At 49.5% G+C, this 17,715-nt stretch carries 14 protein-coding genes and 5 tRNA genes; 1 reads left to right on the top strand and 18 read right to left on the bottom strand.

Annotation, left to right across the window (positions count from 1 at the left end):
* Positions 1–118: 118 nt before the first annotated feature.
* The 17 genes from gshA to mltB all read right to left on the bottom strand — a co-directional run bounded on the left by gshA (position 119) and on the right by mltB (position 13,694).
* The gene (gshA, locus tag LVQ77_RS19030; RefSeq protein ID WP_232905234.1) at positions 119–1,675 is read right to left on the bottom strand and encodes a glutamate--cysteine ligase; all 1,557 of its coding nucleotides are present in this window, start codon (positions 1,673–1,675) and stop codon (positions 119–121) included.
* Between the two features lie 195 nt (positions 1,676–1,870).
* Positions 1,871–2,299, bottom strand: a complete 429-nt coding sequence (locus LVQ77_RS19025) for a YqaA family protein (RefSeq protein ID WP_232865708.1) — start codon at positions 2,297–2,299, stop codon at positions 1,871–1,873.
* Positions 2,296–2,862, bottom strand: coding sequence for a fructose-1-phosphate/6-phosphogluconate phosphatase (yqaB, locus tag LVQ77_RS19020; RefSeq protein ID WP_232905233.1), 567 nt, complete (start codon positions 2,860–2,862; stop codon positions 2,296–2,298). The genes LVQ77_RS19025 and yqaB overlap by 4 nt, the downstream gene beginning before the upstream one ends.
* Before the next feature lie 293 nt (positions 2,863–3,155).
* Positions 3,156–3,232: transfer RNA gene (locus LVQ77_RS19015), tRNA-Arg, on the bottom strand.
* A gap of 62 nt (positions 3,233–3,294) precedes the next feature.
* A tRNA-Arg gene (locus LVQ77_RS19010) sits at positions 3,295–3,371 on the bottom strand.
* A gap of 62 nt (positions 3,372–3,433) precedes the next feature.
* Positions 3,434–3,510: transfer RNA gene (locus LVQ77_RS19005), tRNA-Arg, on the bottom strand.
* Positions 3,511–3,707: 197 nt separating this feature from the next.
* Positions 3,708–3,784: transfer RNA gene (locus tag LVQ77_RS19000), tRNA-Arg, on the bottom strand.
* Positions 3,785–3,788: 4 nt separating this feature from the next.
* A tRNA-Ser gene (locus LVQ77_RS18995) sits at positions 3,789–3,881 on the bottom strand.
* A 325-nt stretch (positions 3,882–4,206) separates the two neighbouring features.
* Entirely contained in the window at positions 4,207–4,392 is a 186-nt protein-coding gene (gene csrA, locus LVQ77_RS18990; protein WP_013574027.1) for a carbon storage regulator CsrA, read from the bottom strand.
* Positions 4,393–4,641: 249 nt separating this feature from the next.
* On the bottom strand, positions 4,642–7,269 hold the full coding sequence (gene alaS / locus LVQ77_RS18985) for an alanine--tRNA ligase (RefSeq protein ID WP_232905232.1): 2,628 nt from the start codon (positions 7,267–7,269) through the stop codon (positions 4,642–4,644).
* Between the two features lie 289 nt (positions 7,270–7,558).
* Positions 7,559–8,056: a regulatory protein RecX gene (locus LVQ77_RS18980; protein ID WP_232865710.1), complete on the bottom strand. Its 498-nt coding sequence runs from the start codon at positions 8,054–8,056 to the stop codon at positions 7,559–7,561.
* 75 nt (positions 8,057–8,131) lie between these two features.
* Positions 8,132–9,196: a recombinase RecA gene (gene recA / locus LVQ77_RS18975; RefSeq protein ID WP_064513292.1), complete on the bottom strand. Its 1,065-nt coding sequence runs from the start codon at positions 9,194–9,196 to the stop codon at positions 8,132–8,134.
* Between the two features lie 83 nt (positions 9,197–9,279).
* Positions 9,280–9,789: a nicotinamide-nucleotide amidase gene (pncC, locus tag LVQ77_RS18970; protein ID WP_232905231.1), complete on the bottom strand. Its 510-nt coding sequence runs from the start codon at positions 9,787–9,789 to the stop codon at positions 9,280–9,282.
* Positions 9,790–9,917: 128 nt separating this feature from the next.
* On the bottom strand, positions 9,918–10,796 hold the full coding sequence (locus LVQ77_RS18965) for a metal ABC transporter substrate-binding protein (RefSeq protein ID WP_232865712.1): 879 nt from the start codon (positions 10,794–10,796) through the stop codon (positions 9,918–9,920).
* Positions 10,793–11,677 carry a metal ABC transporter permease gene (locus LVQ77_RS18960; protein ID WP_232905230.1) on the bottom strand — a complete coding sequence of 295 codons (885 nt, stop codon included), beginning with the start codon at positions 11,675–11,677 and terminating at the stop codon, positions 10,793–10,795. Before LVQ77_RS18960 ends, LVQ77_RS18965 begins: the two co-directional genes overlap by 4 nt.
* Positions 11,674–12,366, bottom strand: a complete 693-nt coding sequence (locus LVQ77_RS18955) for a metal ABC transporter ATP-binding protein (RefSeq protein ID WP_232905259.1) — start codon at positions 12,364–12,366, stop codon at positions 11,674–11,676. The genes LVQ77_RS18960 and LVQ77_RS18955 overlap by 4 nt, the downstream gene beginning before the upstream one ends.
* Positions 12,367–12,620: 254 nt before the next feature.
* Positions 12,621–13,694 (bottom strand): lytic murein transglycosylase B, encoded by a 1,074-nt coding sequence (gene mltB, locus LVQ77_RS18950; protein ID WP_232905229.1) that lies wholly within the window; start codon positions 13,692–13,694, stop codon positions 12,621–12,623.
* Positions 13,695–13,943: 249 nt separating this feature from the next.
* Between mltB and mutS the strand changes: the two genes are divergently transcribed.
* The gene (gene mutS / locus LVQ77_RS18945) at positions 13,944–16,505 is read left to right on the top strand and encodes a DNA mismatch repair protein MutS (protein WP_232905228.1); all 2,562 of its coding nucleotides are present in this window, start codon (positions 13,944–13,946) and stop codon (positions 16,503–16,505) included.
* A 63-nt stretch (positions 16,506–16,568) separates the two neighbouring features.
* Here mutS and rpoS read toward each other — a convergent pair whose 3' ends face one another.
* Complete coding sequence (rpoS, locus tag LVQ77_RS18940) at positions 16,569–17,561, bottom strand: RNA polymerase sigma factor RpoS (RefSeq protein WP_151995055.1); 993 nt, start codon at positions 17,559–17,561, stop codon at positions 16,569–16,571.
* Positions 17,562–17,715 lie beyond the last annotated feature (154 nt).

Raw genomic sequence — 17,715 nt, 5'->3', positions numbered from 1 at the left:
AATGAACCATTCTTTCTCACACTACTCTGAGTATATGAAAGACGCGCATTTGTTATCATCATCCCTGATTCAGAGATGTATATTTTGGCCACACTGATTGTGGCCTTTTTCTTTTGTACTAAGCGTGTTTCTCAAGCCACACATCAAACGGCTCGGTATCACTGGCTTCGATATCTCGCTGGCGCTGCCATGAAGCATCATGTTCTTTCTGCAACACATCTTCGGTCAAAATCTCCAGCGGCTCTTGTACCAAAATCTGACGATATTGCTCAGCAAGGGCAAGACCTGTACCGCCGATACCATTATCAATCATAGACCGCAGAATACGTGCTGAGTACGTTAATTCTGGATCGTCGAAGCAGGCAACCAGTTGGTCACACACATCCTGATATTCACTATTCCCGGCGATGCCATCGAGCGTTTCGGCAACACGGCGTAAATCTGTGAACAAATCTTTGCCCACTTTAGCCAACGGATGCTGAGCAGTTTCACAACCGATACCCAGCGTCAGGCCCGGCTTGCGCCCTTCCAGAATCACACGATTCCAGTTTGTGCGGGTGCAAAGCAATTCGTCGCTGCTCATTTCAGGCGCGTCAGCCAGCACACACCAAATCATGAACAGGTCGAGGAAACGAACCTGCTGCTCATCAACACCAATTGGTGAGAACGGATTGATATCAAGTGAACGCACTTCAATATATTCAATCCCACCGCGCATTAGCGCATCAGAAGGCGACTCGCCAGGCCCAGTAACGCGTTTAGGGCGAATAGGTGCATAGAGTTCATTTTCAATTTGCAGCACGTTGGTATTGATTTGAAGGCGCTTGCCATCTTTCTCAACGCCCATCTGCGCATACTCTTCCGATGGCGTTTTAATCGCGCGTTTCAACCCGGCGACATAAGTCTCCAGATTGTTAAACGTAATACCAAGGTTACTCTGGGATTTATTGGTGTAGCCCAGGTCGCTCAGTCGCAATGAAGTCGCATATGGCAGGTAATTCATGCCACATTCGGTCTTTTCAAATGGCAGTGCGCTCTCTTTCCCTTGCAGGAAGGAGGAGCAAATCGCCGGCGATGCCCCGAACAAATATGGGATAACCCAACCAAAACGGTAATAGTTACGAATCAGGCGGAAGTACCCGGCGGAAATCGCTTCTTTGCCGCTTTCAGCATTTTCAACACCCAGACGCGCCTTCCAGAACTCTAGCGGCAGCGAAAAGTTGTAGTGCACGCCCGAAATAGTCTGCATCAACGCACCGTAACGGTTTTTCAAACCTTCACGGTATAACGTTTTAAAACGCCCGTTGTTGGACGAGCCATACTGCGCCAGCTCGATATTCTGACCATCGTTGATATAACACGGCATGCTAAGCGGCCACATACGCTCATCACCCAGTTCACGGGCTGTATGGCGATGGAGATCGCGCATGAATGTCAGCATATGGTCGATATCACCATCAACTGGAGTAATAAACTCCAGTAGCGCTTCCGCGAAATCAGTAGTAATCCATTTGTGTGTCAGCGCTGAACCAAGGCTTTCCGGGTGGCCTGTTGTTGCCAACTGACCATCTGGTGTGACTCGCAGCGTTTCACGCTCAAGACCACGACAAATACCTTTAACTGCCTGAGGATGCTGTTCCAGCCAGGCCAGCGCCTGTGATACGTTCGGGATCAAATTGACCTCCCGCCTGTCGAATTCATTTTTATTAAGCATAAGAGATGGCGATAATAATACCCTTTAGATTTCGAGTTGCAGGAAGGCGGCAAAGGAGCAAATCCTCTGTCACTTACTTAAGTAAGTGACAGAGGTTTGCGAGTGCAGCCAACACACCTGCAGCTTGAAAGATAACGGGTATTTCAGTCCATGCAATTAGTGCCACCACGCGATGCCCTGTACCGTTGCAGCCGCTACAACGATATAGCGAAGCGCTTTACCAAGGCATAAAAAAAAGATTACCGGTCCCCAGCTCATTCGTAATAAGCCAGCTAACAGGCACAGTAGATCGCCAACTAACGGCATCCAACTGAGTAATAATGTTGCCGGGCCGAAACGTACCAGCCAGCCAGTTGCTTTCCCATGCCAGCGCGATTGTTCCCGCAATGGAAAAAAGCGCCCCAGAATAACGTTAGTTAAGCCACCAAGGCTATTACCCATTGTTGCTATTAAGATGAGTAACCAGGTTGGGCCAGAGCCTGCAACTAATAGTGCTACCAGCACCACTTCGGAACTTCCTGGCAATAACGTAGCGCTTAGAAAGCTACTGGTAAATAATGAAAAAAGTGATAGTCCTTCACTCACAGCAAACGGACGTCCACGCCATCCATTCCCGCCGCTCTTGCAGCTTCCAGGCCAAAATCTGCATCTTCAAACACCACACATTTATTTGGTGCGACGCCCATTAATTCAGCGCACAGCAAAAAAGTATCGGGAGCGGGTTTGTGATTTTTGACATGGTCTGCGGCAACAACAGCTGAGAAATACTGCCGTAAGCCTAAATGGTTGAGCAGCGCTTCGGCGATATCTCTTTCACTGCCCGTACCTACAGCCATAGGGCGACGCCCATGCCAGGATTTGACAACATCAATGAGGGGAAGTGGGCGCACCGTATCAAGAAGCATAGCTCTCACGGCCTGCGTCTTTTCTTGCGCCAGACGGTGAGGGTCAAGATCTGCACGATTGAGTTCGATAATTGCCTGCGCAATACGCCAAGTGGGTGAACCATTCAACGCAACCATTGCTTGTTCGTCGAACTGCATGCCATAGCCTGCCAGCGTCTCACGCCACGCCTTGCGATGTGTAGGTTCGGTATCGAGGATGGTTCCGTCCATATCGAAAATTAGACCTTCGTAACGTTCGTACATCTCATCCCTCACATCACTCAATATTGAGGCGTTACTTTATCGTAAACCAATAATATTGTCGCTTATTTGTAATTGAGATAGTTCAGAAGGTGACTAATGGGTAAATATGGCGTTACAGGGGATTTTTTTGAAATTCAGGAGGTAAAACTTGGGGAAATATGGTGCACCCAGGAAGATTACTCGCCAAAGGCTCGCCCTTCGGGCCGTTGCTGAAGCAACGTTATCTTCCCTTGTGCTTGCTGAGAAATCGAATTTCTCTGAAGCGCTACCATTGCTGGTATTTGGGAGAAATATGGTGCACCCAGGAAGATTCGAACTTCCGACCGCTCGGTTCGTAGCCGAGTACTCTATCCAGCTGAGCTATGGGTGCATCGGGGTATTACTTTACTGCTGATTCAATGTCGTTGAACTTACCACAACATCGAAGAAGAATGGTGCACCCAGGAAGATTCGAACTTCCGACCGCTCGGTTCGTAGCCGAGTACTCTATCCAGCTGAGCTATGGGTGCATCGGGGTATTACTTTACTGCTGATTCAATGTCGTTGAACTTACTACAACATCGAAGAAGAATGGTGCACCCAGGAAGATTCGAACTTCCGACCGCTCGGTTCGTAGCCGAGTACTCTATCCAGCTGAGCTATGGGTGCACAGGATTACTTCTTTTACTGCTGACTTAATGCTGTTTGTTGTTCTAAACAACATCAAACTAGATGGTGCATCCGGAGAGTTACTCACGGTGCTCGCCCAAACGGGCCGTTGCTAAAGCAACGTTTTTCTCCCTGTCGCTCCTTAAGAAATTAACTTTCTTTGGAACACTACCGGCGCAAAATGGTAGTAGGAAGAATGGTGCACCCAGGAAGATTCGAACTTCCGACCGCTCGGTTCGTAGCCGAGTACTCTATCCAGCTGAGCTATGGGTGCAAAATGGCGGTGAGGCGGGGATTCGAACCCCGGATGCAGCTTTTGACCGCATACTCCCTTAGCAGGGGAGCGCCTTCAGCCTCTCGGCCACCTCACCACACGCCTCTTTCGAGGTGTGCCGTTGAACTTGTTTCTGCTCATCGGCACTGCGTGGCGCACATATTACTTTCCTGCACTTATAAGTCAAACAATTTTTCCCAACTAATAATCAATTGCACACTTCACGCACAATCAGGCTGAATTGACAGCAAAAAGAGTGTTTTATCAACAGGCAGGATAAGGATAATAGATAAATGAAAGCGTCCGGGATGAATAAGAAATTATGGTGATATCGAGAAATGAAGGGAGTATTGCGTGATAAAGCGAAGAAAATGGTGCGCTAAAGGAAGCGTCTCGCTAGTGATTAGCGAGACGCAGTAACTTTAGTAACTCGTTTGTTGCGATTTTTCAGCCTGGATACGTTGGTAGATCTCTTCACGGTGAACAGAAACTTCCTTAGGGGCATTAACACCAATACGAACCTGGTTACCTTTTACCCCAAGCACTGTCACGGTCACCTCATCCCCAATCATGAGGGTCTCACCAACTCGACGAGTTAGAATCAGCATTCTTTGCTCCTTGAAAGATTAAAAGAGTCGGGTCTCTCTGTATCCCGGCATTCTCCATCATATACGCCAAAAAGTAAGTGGTGACAAACACATAAACTGTCAATGACCACGACATTACCTTCTGTTATGACTAAGTCTAGCCGATATACGCAACTTTAACCTGACTTTATCATTATTGAGTGTGTGCAGATTAAGAAGACGCCATAACCTGAATGAGTTATGGCGTCTGTCTGCACTTTATTTTTTTACTTAGAGCTTAGCCGCGACCCAAGCTTCAACACCGGCCAGAGCACCAGGCAATGCTGCCGTGTCTGTACCACCTGCCTGAGCCATATCTGGACGACCGCCCCCTTTGCCTCCGACTTGCTGAGCGATAACCCCAATCAGCTCCCCCGCTTTAACACGGTCGGTCACATCTTTAGAGACACCCACAATCAGAGAAACTTTACCTTCTGATACCGTCGCCAGAACAATGATTGCCGAGCCAAGTTGATTTTTCAGATCATCAACCATGGTACGCAACATCTTCGGTTCAACGTTGGCGAGCTCACTCACGAGGAGTTTCACGCCTTTTACATCGACAGCTTTGCTGGAAAGGTTTGCACTCTCCTGCACAGCCTGCTGTTCTTTCAACTGCTGCAACTCTTTTTCGAGCTGACGGGTACGCTCCAGTACCGAACGCACTTTCTCGTTCAGGTTCTGGCTGTCACCTTTAAGCAGTTGAGCAATATCCTGTAGTTGTTCGCTCTGCGCATGCAGGTTTGCCAACGCACCTTCACCTGTCACAGCTTCGATACGACGTACGCCTGCAGCTGTACCGGATTCCGCAATAATACGGAACAGGCCAATATCACCAGTGCGATTTGCGTGAATGCCACCACACAGTTCAGTTGAGAAATCCCCCATGCTCAGCACGCGCACATGGTCATCATATTTCTCACCAAACAGCGCCATTGCACCTTTAGCTTTAGCAGCTTCCAGATCCATGACGTTGGTTTCGATTGGCAGGTTGCGACGAATCTGCGCGTTGACGATATCTTCAACCGCACGCACTTCTGCAGGTTTCATTCCCTCAAAATGAGAGAAGTCAAAACGCAGGCCTTTATCGTTAACCAAAGAACCTTTCTGCGCGACATGCGTGCCAAGTACCTGACGCAGTGCGGCGTGCAGCAAGTGAGTTGCAGAGTGGTTCAGACGAATACGCGAACGGCGCTCTTCATCAACTTCAGCTTTTACGCTATCGCCCACTTTCACAACCCCAGCAACGAGCTTGCCCAGATGACCGATCGCCTGACCATATTTCTGCGTATCGTTAACAGCAAAGTCTATACCGTTACCCTTAATCGCGCCTTTATCACCGACCTGGCCGCCAGACTCCGCATAGAATGGGGTCTCATTGAGCACCACAACAGCTTCTTGCCCGGCAGTAATTTGTTCAACAGCTTTGCCATCAACAAATAGCGCGGTGACTTTAGCAGTTAAATCAGTGTGGTCGTAACCTTTAAACGCTGTGGCTGAATCAACGCGGATCATACTGTTGTAGTCAGCGCCAAAACCGCTGGACTCACGCGCACGACGGCGTTGTTCTTCCATCGCAGCTTCAAAGCCTGCTTCATCAACTTTCAGGTTACGCTCGCGGCAAACATCCGCCGTCAGGTCAACCGGGAAACCGTAGGTGTCATACAGACGGAATGCGGTTTCGCCATCCAGAGTATCACCCTTCAGATTAGCCAGTTCTTCATCCAGCAATGCCAGGCCACGCTCAAGCGTACGAGCAAACTGCTCTTCTTCGGTTTTCAGAACTTGTTCAACCAGCGCTTGCTGACGATGCAGTTCTTCACCCGCAGCACCCATGACTTCTACTAATGGGCCAACCAGTTTGTAGAAGAAGGTTTCTTTCGCACCCAACATGTTGCCATGACGGATTGCACGACGAATGATGCGGCGCAACACGTAGCCACGGCCTTCGTTCGACGGAGTAACGCCATCAGAAACAAGGAATGCGCAAGAACGAATATGGTCAGCAATAACACGCAGCGATTTGCTGGTCAGATCGGTAGCACCTGTCACTTTAGCAATAGACTGGATCAACTTGCTGAACAGGTCGATTTCATAGTTGGAATTAACGTGTTGCAGAACTGCAGCAATACGTTCCAGACCCATACCAGTATCAACAGACGGCTTAGGCAGTGGCAGCATAGTGCCATCCTGCTGACGGTTGAACTGCATGAACACAAGGTTCCAGATTTCGATATAGCGGTCGCCATCTTCTTCTGCGCTGCCCGGAGGGCCGCCCCAAATATGGTCGCCGTGGTCGAAGAAGATTTCGGTACATGGGCCGCATGGGCCAGTATCACCCATTTGCCAGAAGTTGTCAGATGCATATGCAGCACCTTTATTATCGCCAATGCGAATAATGCGCTCGCGTGGCACACCAACTTCTTTTTCCCAGATTTCAAACGCTTCGTCGTCAGTCTCGTAAACAGTGACCCAAAGACGATCTTTTGGCAGATTAAACCACTGTTCGCCGGTCAATAATTCCCATGCGAAGTTAATGGCATCATGTTTGAAGTAATCACCGAAGCTGAAGTTACCCAGCATTTCAAAGAAAGTATGGTGACGGGCAGTGTAACCGACATTTTCCAGATCATTGTGCTTACCACCGGCGCGGACACAACGTTGAGACGTTGTTGCACGGGAATAGTTACGCTTGTCGAGACCAAGGAAAACATCCTTGAACTGATTCATCCCGGCATTGGTAAACAGCAAAGTAGGATCGTTATTCGGAACCAGGGAGCTACTCGCTACAACCTGGTGGCCTTTACTATGGAAAAAATCGAGAAACGCCTGACGGATCTCAGCGGTGCTCTTGCTCATAATTATCCTGAAATCAAGCTAACGAGGAGTTAGCAAACCGGTCATAGCCAATTTTGTTGCTTTGGTCTTGACCTGTTTACCTGGAAAAAGTGGGAATAAGATAAGTTTTCTTATGAGGGAAGTAAAATCCCGTGTATGCCTAATCGGAAAAATTTCGGTTTTTATACCCAAAATAATTAAAGTTGCGTCAAGGCGGCAAGCGAGAAAATCCCGATGAGCTTACTCCAGTAAGTGATTCGGATGAACGAGTGAAGCTAACGCCGAGGCAACTTTAAGTATGAAGGGTATATCATGAATAAACAGCCTGGATGTCTTCCATAAAGAACCCACGATACTGAAGATAACGCTGCACTTTAGCTCGCTCTTTCCATTCTGTCGGAAGTTGCTCGCCAAATTTTCGCTCGGCAATGTCTCGAGCCATCTCTTGCCAGTCTATTTCGCAATTTTCCATTGCGGCTTCGCTCAGATCACGCGCGATACCTTTGCCCTGCAATTCCTGGCGGATACGTTGCGGGCCATAACCTTTGCGGCTGCGGCTTGCGATAAAACGTGAGGCAAATTGAGCATCGTCCAACCAGCGGTGTTCATAACACCAGGCAATGACTTTTTCGATATCTTCAGGCGTGAACGGATCTTCTTCAGCTCTTGGTTTTCCGGGAAACGTAGGCTGTGTCGCGAGTTTACGGCGAAGTTCTTGTTCACTGTGATCGCGCATCGCCAGGATACGAGTGGCTTTGTCTAATAAGCGGGAATAAGGACTGCGGCGGGAAGTAGATTCGGCAGGCATAGCGGATAACCTGTTTAAAAGAAAATGGAGTAAGGCAGAAACAAATAAGGGCTGCCGTAGCAGCCCTTATGGGATTTAGAAGTCTTCTTTGGATTCAGCAACGTCTTTGTCGTGGTCATCAGCAACAAAGTCTGGTGTACCATCTGGATTATTCAGCAGCATATCACGCAGTTTCTTCTCGATTTCAGCAGCCATTGGCTTGTTTTCTTTCAGGAAGTTACTGGAGTTTGATTTGCCCTGGCCAATCTTCTCACCGTTGTAGCTGTACCAGGCACCTGCTTTTTCAATCAGCTTGTGCTTCACGCCTAAGTCAACCAGCTCGCCGTAGAAGTTGATACCTTCACCGTACATGATCTGGAATTCAGCTTGTTTAAATGGTGCAGCAATTTTGTTTTTCACCACTTTAACGCGAGTTTCACTACCCACCACGTTATCGCCATCTTTCACCGCACCAATGCGACGAATATCCAGACGTACAGAAGCGTAGAACTTCAGCGCGTTACCACCAGTAGTGGTTTCTGGGTTACCGAACATCACACCAATTTTCATACGAATCTGGTTGATGAAGATAAGCAAGGTGTTGGATTGCTTAAGGTTACCTGCCAGTTTACGCATTGCCTGGCTCATCATACGTGCCGCGAGGCCCATATGAGAGTCACCGATTTCGCCTTCAATTTCAGCTTTCGGCGTCAGAGCGGCAACGGAGTCAACAACCAGTACGTCTACTGCACCGGAACGTGCCAGCGCATCACAGATTTCCAACGCTTGTTCGCCAGTGTCTGGTTGTGAACAAAGCAGGTTGTCGATATCTACGCCCAGTTTCTTAGCGTAAATCGGGTCCAGAGCGTGCTCGGCATCGATAAACGCACACGTTTTACCTTCACGTTGAGCGGCGGCGATAACTTGCAAAGTCAGCGTCGTTTTACCAGAGGATTCTGGCCCGTAAATTTCAACGATACGGCCCATTGGTAAGCCACCGGCACCAAGCGCAATATCCAGTGAAAGTGAACCGGTAGAGATCGTTTCCACATCCATGGTACGGTCTTCACCCAGACGCATGATGGAGCCTTTACCAAACTGTTTTTCAATTTGGCCAAGTGCTGCCGCTAACGCCTTCTGTTTGTTTTCGTCGATAGCCATTTTTACTCCTGTCATGCAGGGTGATACACGGATGTGCCACGCTGCTTACTATGCTGTTTTGTTGTGCCAATTATACTGTATGGTCATACAGTATCAAGCTTATTTTTGAGAAATTCTTCCCACAGGGTTTGCAGCGCATATTCAGTGGCCTGGCGTCGAACGGCATCACGGTCACCCGCAAAAATCTGGCAGTTGGCGATGGTACCATCAAGTTTTGAAGCGAAACCAAACCACACCGTTCCGACAGGTTTTTCTTCACTACCGCCATTTGGCCCGGCAATACCACTAACAGCAACCGCGTAATCCGCAGCGGCCGCATAAAGCGCACCTTGTGCCATTTCACGCACCACGGCTTCGCTAACTGCACCATGAGTTTCCAGCGTTCCGCTATCAACACCAATCATTTGGTGCTTAGCCTCATTACTGTAGGTAACAAAACCGCGTTCAAACCAGGTGGAACTGCCTGAAACATCAGTAATCACTTTAGCAATCCAGCCACCGGTGCAAGATTCTGCTGTAGTAACGGTCGCGCCGATATGCCCGAGTGCTTCGCCGACCTGGTGACTTAATTGACGCAATGTTTTATCTGTCATGTTGGCTCCGATTGTAGACATAGCGCAGGGCTACACGATAGCACTTAACCGCTCTTGCAGAGGATTACATTAGATAACTCGAGGCACTTCCAGAAAAAAGAACGGCCAGCGAATGCTGGCCGGTTAAATCACTTCATGCTGTTAGCGATAGTATCCACATTGTGCTTGAACGCCATCTCGTAAGTGCTGGCTGGCCCGTTTGCGGCTGATAACGCTTCTGGATATAGTTCGCCACCCGGTTGGGCATCACTCGCAGCGGCAATTTGTTTTACCAATCGAGGGTCAGTCTGATTTTCTATAAAGTAAGTTTTGATGTGTTGTTCTTTGAGCTGCTTAATTAGCCCAGCAACGTCACTGGCATTAGCTTCCGCTTCGGTCGAGAAGCCCACTGGCGCCATGAAAGTCACGCCATACTCCTGGCCAAAGTAGCCAAATGCATCATGGCTGGTGAGCACTTTACGCTTTGATTTCGGAATAGCTTCAAAGCGCGTCTTTGCCCAACTATCGAGCAGTTTGAGGCGTGTAACATACTCAGAACCACTGTCGTTGATTGCCGCTGCATCTTCCGGGTCCGCAGCCACCAGCGCCCTGGTAATATTTTGTGCGTAGATTGCGCCATTTTCAGCGCTATTCCAGGCGTGAGGATCGGTAATTTGTTTACCGTCATCGATCATCTTGCGCGTAGAAATACCTTCGGAGGCAACAATCACTTTGCCTTTATAGCCTGATGCGCTGACCAGACGGTCCATCCACCCTTCCATTCCCAGCCCGCTCACAATCACGACGTCAGCTTTACTTAAAGCGACGCTGTCCTGCGGTGACGGCTCAAAGCTGTGTGGGTCGCCATCTGGCCCCACCAGACTTTTCACCGTGACATGCTCACCACCTACTTGTTTTGCCATATCAGCCAACACGGTAAAACTGGCAACCACATTGAGGTTTTTCGCCAACGCAGCCTGGCTTGAGCACGCCAACACCAATGACACCATCATCCCAAAACGTTTCATTTAATCCCCTTGCTTGTTGTTATCAAGCCTCGACAAAGGCTACGAACCAGCCCGCTGCGCGAACCAAAAAGAATCGAGATAAAGAAGCCGACGCTTGCCGTAAGAACAATGGCAGGGCCCGCTGGTAATGCGGCGGCAAAAGACCATGCAAGCCCAATCCAGGCCGACAACAAACCGCAGACAATAGCGATGAACATCGCCCCTGGTAGTGTTTTCGCCCAGCAGCGTGCCGAAACAGCGGGAAGCATCATTAGACCGACAGACATTAGGGTTCCGAGGATTTGAAACCCGGCGACTAAATTGAGAACCAATAACGCGAGAAATACACCGTGAATAAGATGAGGAGCCAGGCGATTATTGACCTGTAAAAAGCTGCGGTCGAAAGTTTCCATCACCAGTCCACGATATAAACCGGCCAGAATAAGCAACGTCACGCTGGCTATCACGCCAACAAAGATTGTTGACTGGCTATCCACCGCCAGAATGGAACCAAATAGAAGATGAAGTAGATCAACACTGGAACCACGTAATGAAATCAGCGTGACCCCCAACGCCAGCGAGCCAAGATAAAAACCGGCAAAACTGGCATCCTCTTTAAGATTGGTGCGTGAACTGACAAGTCCTGAAATTAGCGCCACCAGCACACCCGCAATAAAGCCGCCAATCCCCATCGCAACCAACGACATACCAGCCAGTAAATACCCCACAGCAACGCCAGGCAAAATGGCGTGAGACAGCGCATCGCCCACCAGACTCATACGTCGTAAAAGTAAAAAGATCCCCAGTGGGGCTGTGCTTATCGATAGTGCAAGACAGGCGACGAGTGCGCGTCGCATAAAACCGTAAGCAATAAACGGTTCAAAGAAGAAGTGATAAATCATGCGGATAACGCCAGATTGATACTTGATTTGCAGTAATGGGGCAGTACTTCAGCGGTATCGCCCCAATGGAAATGGTCTTGCGTAAGCAACAGAACCTGAGGGAAGTGTCTGCTAACGAGCTCGTTATCGTGCAGCACTGCCATCACTGTCTGGCCCGCCTGATGCATCTGACAGATAAGCGTCATCAAAAAATCACTGGTTTGTGAGTCAACGCCGGTAAATGGCTCATCAAGCAATACTAATGGCGCGTTTTGTACCAGCAGGCGTGCAAACAGCATTCTTTGAAACTGGCCGCCGGAAAGCGTTTCGATGGGTTGCTTGCTCAATGTAGTCAGACCCACACGCTCAATGGCATCGGCTACTCGCAGACGGATTTGGCGATTCAACGAGGAAAACAGACCTCGAGCGGGCCATGCTCCCATGCAAACCACATCGTAAACCGTGGTAGGAAACTGCCTTTCCATTTCTGCAAGTTGTGGCAGCCATGCAATGCGTGGGCGCCCCTCAGTAAAAGACAATTGACCAGATACAGGTGACTGTAACTTCAGGATCGTCTTGAGAAGGGTCGATTTCCCTGTGCCATTGGCACCTATGATGGCGGTCATACTGCCTTTCACAATATGGCCAGTTAATGGCGGTGTTACTGCCCTTCCCTGATAACCCAGTACTAACTGATTTAGCGAGATCATGGCAGAGCTATCGCCCAGCGAATAGCCAGCCATAACCCAGCCAGCAGAATTAAGACCGCGCAAAATCGGACAGGCGCAGCCACTGTGAATAGTGTCCGTATAGGAAGCATTGCAGGAAAACCACTGAATTTGATTTGTTATAACATAACATAAACCAAATCAAATGCGATGTAAATTCCTGATCGACGATCAGGAAAAACCTTCATAACAATCTGGGAAGCTAACCCCGCCTCAGAATAAGACGGGGGTGAAGATTATTGAACGCGAGCCAGCGCTACTGCCTGACCGAGCTGCCAGACCGCCATCGCATAATGCGTGCTGTGGTTATAACGTGTGATGGTGTAGAAGTTCGGTAAACCGTACCAGTACTGGTAGCTATCGCCCACATCCAGGCGCAACAAGCTTGCCTCCTGGTGGTTGCCCAGAGAAGCAGTTGGGCTTAAACCGGACTCAGTCAGTGCGGAAACGGAATATTTAGTTTTAAAACCGTTCGCAAGCCCCGGCACCTGGCCGTTGGCAGGAACCGCAACCAAATCACCTTTCACCCAGCCATGGCCTTTGAAGTAGTTCGCTACACTGCCGATCGCATCTTCCGGGTCCCACAGGTTTACATGGCCGTCACCGTTGAAATCCACCGCATATTCTTTAAAGGCCGAAGGCATAAACTGGCCGTAGCCCATCGCCCCTGCGAATGAACCTTTCAATGCCAGCGGGTCATCGCCTTCATTACGTGCCATCAACAGGAAGGTTTCCAGTTCGCCAGAGAAGTATTGCGCACGGCGAGGGTAGGCAAACGAGAGCGTAGCAAGTGCGTCGACAATCCGTGTTTTCCCCATCACACGGCCCCAACGTGTTTCAACACCAATAATGCCAACAATAATTTCTGGCGGCACGCCATAAACCTGGAAGGCGCGTTTTAGAGTGTCTTCATATTGATTCCAGAACGCGACACCATTTTGCACATTATCAGGGGTAATAAATTTGCCGCGATAGCGTAGCCATGCACCGTTTGGACCTGCTGGTGGTGCAGTAGTCGGTGCCTGCTGGTCCATTAAACGCAAAACGTAATCCAGCCGTTTGGCCTGAGAAAGCACTTCGTGCAATTGCTGGCGATCAAAACCATGCTTATTCACCATTTTATCGATGAATTTCTCAGCTTCTGGATTGTTAGCAAAATCCCCCGTCTGCATAAACACATCATGCTGCGGTTGCAACAAAAACCCCCCAGTAGGCGTGCCGGTTTGTTGAGGCTGTGTTTCTGTTTTCGGTTTACTGCTACAAGCGGCGAGCAAAACAATAAGCGGAAGTAACGCGACGGAGTAACGCATGTGTTGGGATATCCATATAGCTAACGACGAATGTGTATTACTTATGGTAAATCAAAATCACAGTGGTAGTAACAGACTCTGCGAGACGGCGCGAAGTTTTCCTGCCTTTTGGCAATGTGTGATCGCAGAGTTATGTGGTGTAATAGCGAAGCTTTTCACGACAAATCAGCTTCATGAGATAATGTGAACACTAACAATAATAAAAAATCACAATTAACTTTTAATTCAATGGATTAAAAAAGAAAAACTATGAGTACAACGGAAAATTTAGACGCCCACACCCCCATGATGCAGCAGTATCTGCGCCTGAAAGCTCAGCATCCTGAGATCCTGTTGTTCTATCGCATGGGTGACTTTTACGAGTTGTTTTATGACGATGCAAAACGTGCGTCGCAACTACTCGATATCTCTCTGACTAAACGTGGTGCATCTGCGGGCGAACCGATTCCAATGGCGGGTGTTCCGCATCACGCCATCGAAAACTATTTAGCCAAGCTTGTGAATCTGGGTGAATCTGCCGCCATTTGCGAACAGATTGGTGACCCCGCCACCAGCAAAGGGCCTGTCGAGCGCAAAGTCGTGCGTATCGTTACACCAGGCACCATCAGCGATGAAGCCCTGCTGCAAGAGCGCCAGGACAACCTGCTGGCTGCAATCTGGCAAGACGGTAAAGGCTTTGGTTATGCGACGCTTGATATCAGCTCCGGGCGTTTTCGTCTGTCAGAGCCTGAAGATATCGAAACCATGGCCGCCGAACTTCAGCGTACCAATCCCGCTGAACTGCTGTATGCAGAAGATTTTGCCCAGACGCGTTTGATTGAAGGCCGCCGTGGCTTGCGTCGTCGTCCACTGTGGGAGTTTGAAATATCCACCGCACGCCAACAATTGAATATGCAATTTGGTACCCGCGACTTGATTGGCTTTGGTGTTGAAAATGCTCATCATGCTTTGTGTGCCGCGGGCTGCTTGCTGCAGTACGTTAAAGATACGCAGCGCACTTCCCTGCCGCATATTCGCTCCGTCACCATGGACCGCCAGCAAGACAGCATCATTATGGATGCGGCAACGCGCCGTAATCTGGAGATAACCCAGAACCTGTCTGGTGGCTTTGAAAATACGCTCGCATCAGTGTTGGACTGCACCGTCACGCCGATGGGTAGCCGCATGCTGAAACGCTGGCTGCACATGCCAATTCGCAACATCGACGTGCTGCAAAAACGCCAGCAGACCATCGCAGCCTTACAAGAGCGTACCGCTGAAATACAGCCGGTGCTGCGTCAGGTTGGCGATCTGGAACGCATTCTGGCGCGTCTGGCACTACGCACTGCGCGTCCACGCGATTTAGCGCGCATGCGCCACGCTTTCCAACAACTGCCTGAATTGCGTGAAATGCTGGCCGATGTGCCAACAGAATATGTACAGACCCTGCGCGAAAATATGGGTGAGTTCACCGAGCTGCGTGAATTGCTCGAGCGCGCAGTAGTGGAATCCCCGCCAGTGCTGGTGCGCGACGGTGGCGTGATTGCACCAGGTTATCACGAAGAGTTAGACGAGTGGCGTGCGCTGGCTGATGGCGCGACAGATTATCTCGATAAACTGGAAATCCGCGAGCGTGAAAAGCTTGGTTTGGATACGCTGAAAGTCGGTTTTAACGGCGTGCATGGTTATTACATCCAGATTAGCCGCAGCCAGAGTCACCACGCACCAATTCACTATGTTCGCCGTCAGACGCTGAAAAACGCCGAGCGCTATATTATTCCTGAGCTTAAAGAGTACGAAGACAAAGTTCTCACGTCGAAAGGCAAAGCTCTTGCACTAGAAAAACAGCTCTACGATCAGTTGTTCGATGCGCTGTTGCCACATCTTGAAGCGTTGCAGCAAAGTGCTACTGCTTTGGCGGAACTGGATGTGCTGGTTAACCTTGCTGAGCGCGCTTACAGCCTGAATTACACTTGTCCGCAACTGACCGATAAACCGGGGATTAAAGTGGTTGATGGTCGCCATCCAGTCGTTGAGCAAGTTCTTAGTGAGCCGTTTATTGCCAACCCGCTAAGTCTCGCACCTCAACGCCGCATGTTGATTATTACCGGCCCTAACATGGGGGGTAAAAGCACCTACATGCGCCAATCGGCGTTGATCGTACTGCTTGCCTACATCGGTAGTTTTGTTCCAGCACAGCAAGCAGAAATCGGGCCAATCGACCGTATTTTCACACGCGTAGGCGCGGCAGACGATCTGGCTTCCGGGCGTTCAACCTTTATGGTTGAGATGACCGAGACGGCAAATATTTTGCATAACGCCACCGAGAATAGCCTGGTACTGATGGATGAAATTGGTCGTGGGACTTCCACATACGATGGTCTGTCATTAGCCTGGGCCTGTGCCGAAAGTCTGGCTAATCGCATCAAAGCACTGACCCTGTTTGCCACGCACTATTTTGAGCTGACGACGTTGCCAGAAAAAATGGAAGGTGTGGCAAACGTGCATCTTGATGCTATCGAACACGGTGACACCATCGCCTTTATGCACAGTGTGCAAGATGGTGCAGCGAGCAAAAGCTACGGCCTGGCCGTTGCGGCGCTGGCTGGTGTACCAAAAGATGTGATTAAACGAGCACGTCAAAAACTACGTGAACTGGAGACGCTTTCTAATAACACGGCTGCCACGCAAGTCGATGGTACTCAGATGTCGTTGCTGTCAGTTGCTGAGGAAACCTCGCCTGCGGTAGAAGCTCTGGAAGCGTTAGACCCGGATTCGCTGTCACCAAGACAGGCGCTGGAGTGGATTTATCGGCTTAAAAACCTGGTGTAACACCTGACTAAAGCCATAAAAAAAGCGGTGACCTTAGTCACCGCTTTTTATTTGAAGAGTCGATTATTCGCGGAACAACGCTTCGATATTCAGTCCTTGAGCCTGCAAAATTTCGCGCAGACGACGTAGACCTTCTACCTGAATCTGGCGAACACGTTCACGAGTCAGACCAATTTCACGGCCAACATCTTCCAGTGTTGCAGCTTCATAGCCTAACAGGCCAAAACGACGAGCCAGCACTTCTCGCTGTTTAGCGTTCAGTTCAAACAACCACTTCACGATGCTCTGCTTCATATCATCGTCTTGCGTGGTGTCTTCCGGGCCGTTGTCTTTCTCGTCAGCCAGAATGTCCAGCAGCGCTTTTTCAGAGTCACCACCCAACGGGGTGTCTACTGAAGTAATGCGCTCGTTGAGACGCAGCATACGGCTGACATCATCAACAGGTTTATCGAGTTGCTCAGCAATCTCTTCCGCACTCGGCTCATGGTCGAGTTTGTGGGAAAGCTCACGAGCAGTACGCAGATAAACGTTCAGCTCTTTCACGATATGAATCGGCAAACGAATCGTACGGGTTTGGTTCATAATTGCCCGTTCGATGGTCTGACGAATCCACCATGTTGCGTATGTTGAGAAACGGAACCCACGTTCTGGGTCAAACTTCTCAACAGCACGGATCAGCCCCAGATTCCCCTCTTCAATCAAGTCCAGCAAAGCCAGACCACGATTGCTATAACGACGGGCAATCTTAACCACCAGACGCAAGTTACTTTCGATCATGCGTCGGCGAGAAGCGATATCACCACGCAGTGCGCGGCGGGCAAAATACACCTCTTCTTCGGCTGTTAATAATGGGGAATAACCAATCTCCCCAAGATAAAGCTGAGTTGCGTCAAGCACACGCTGAGTGGCACCTTGTGACAACAACTCCTCTTCGGCTATGTCGTTATCACTGGGTTCCTCTTCTACGAGGGCTTTTTCGTCAAAGACCTCAACTCCATTCTCATCATATTCCGCGTCTTCATTTAACTCGTTAACTTTCAGCGTATTCTGACTCATAAGGTGGCTCCTACCCGTGATCCCTGGGCAAAATACCTACCTTGCACTTCGTCCTTTAAGCGTTCTCAGCGTTGGCTACCTTCATTCACCCCAGTCACTTACTTGAATAAGCTCCCGGGGATTCACTCAGTTGCCGCCTTGATACCACTTAAAT

Source organism: Buttiauxella cochleicola (assembly GCF_021282435.1).
Classification (GTDB): domain Bacteria; phylum Pseudomonadota; class Gammaproteobacteria; order Enterobacterales; family Enterobacteriaceae; genus Buttiauxella; species Buttiauxella massiliensis.
The sequence above is the reverse complement of the archived record's forward strand: the minus strand, read 5'-3'. Positions and strand labels throughout refer to the sequence as shown.

Bases quoted from the DNA above. Each gene is read 5' to 3' on its own strand.
- yqaB (WP_232905233.1), bottom strand. From the start codon at position 2,862: ATGTACGAACGTTACGAAGGTCTAATTTTCGATATGGACGGAACCATC.
- csrA (WP_013574027.1), bottom strand. From the start codon at position 4,392: ATGCTGATTCTAACTCGTCGAGTTGGTGAGACCCTCATGATTGGGGAT.
- alaS (WP_232905232.1), bottom strand. From the start codon at position 7,269: ATGAGCAAGAGCACCGCTGAGATCCGTCAGGCGTTTCTCGATTTTTTC.
- LVQ77_RS18980 (WP_232865710.1), bottom strand. From the start codon at position 8,056: ATGCCTGCCGAATCTACTTCCCGCCGCAGTCCTTATTCCCGCTTATTA.
- recA (WP_064513292.1), bottom strand. From the start codon at position 9,196: ATGGCTATCGACGAAAACAAACAGAAGGCGTTAGCGGCAGCACTTGGC.
- pncC (WP_232905231.1), bottom strand. From the start codon at position 9,789: ATGACAGATAAAACATTGCGTCAATTAAGTCACCAGGTCGGCGAAGCA.
- LVQ77_RS18965 (WP_232865712.1), bottom strand. From the start codon at position 10,796: ATGAAACGTTTTGGGATGATGGTGTCATTGGTGTTGGCGTGCTCAAGC.
- LVQ77_RS18960 (WP_232905230.1), bottom strand. From the start codon at position 11,677: ATGATTTATCACTTCTTCTTTGAACCGTTTATTGCTTACGGTTTTATG.
- LVQ77_RS18955 (WP_232905259.1), bottom strand. From the start codon at position 12,366: ATGATCTCGCTAAATCAGTTAGTACTGGGTTATCAGGGAAGGGCAGTA.
- mltB (WP_232905229.1), bottom strand. From the start codon at position 13,694: ATGCGTTACTCCGTCGCGTTACTTCCGCTTATTGTTTTGCTCGCCGCT.
- mutS (WP_232905228.1), top strand. From the start codon at position 13,944: ATGAGTACAACGGAAAATTTAGACGCCCACACCCCCATGATGCAGCAG.
- rpoS (WP_151995055.1), bottom strand. From the start codon at position 17,561: ATGAGTCAGAATACGCTGAAAGTTAACGAGTTAAATGAAGACGCGGAA.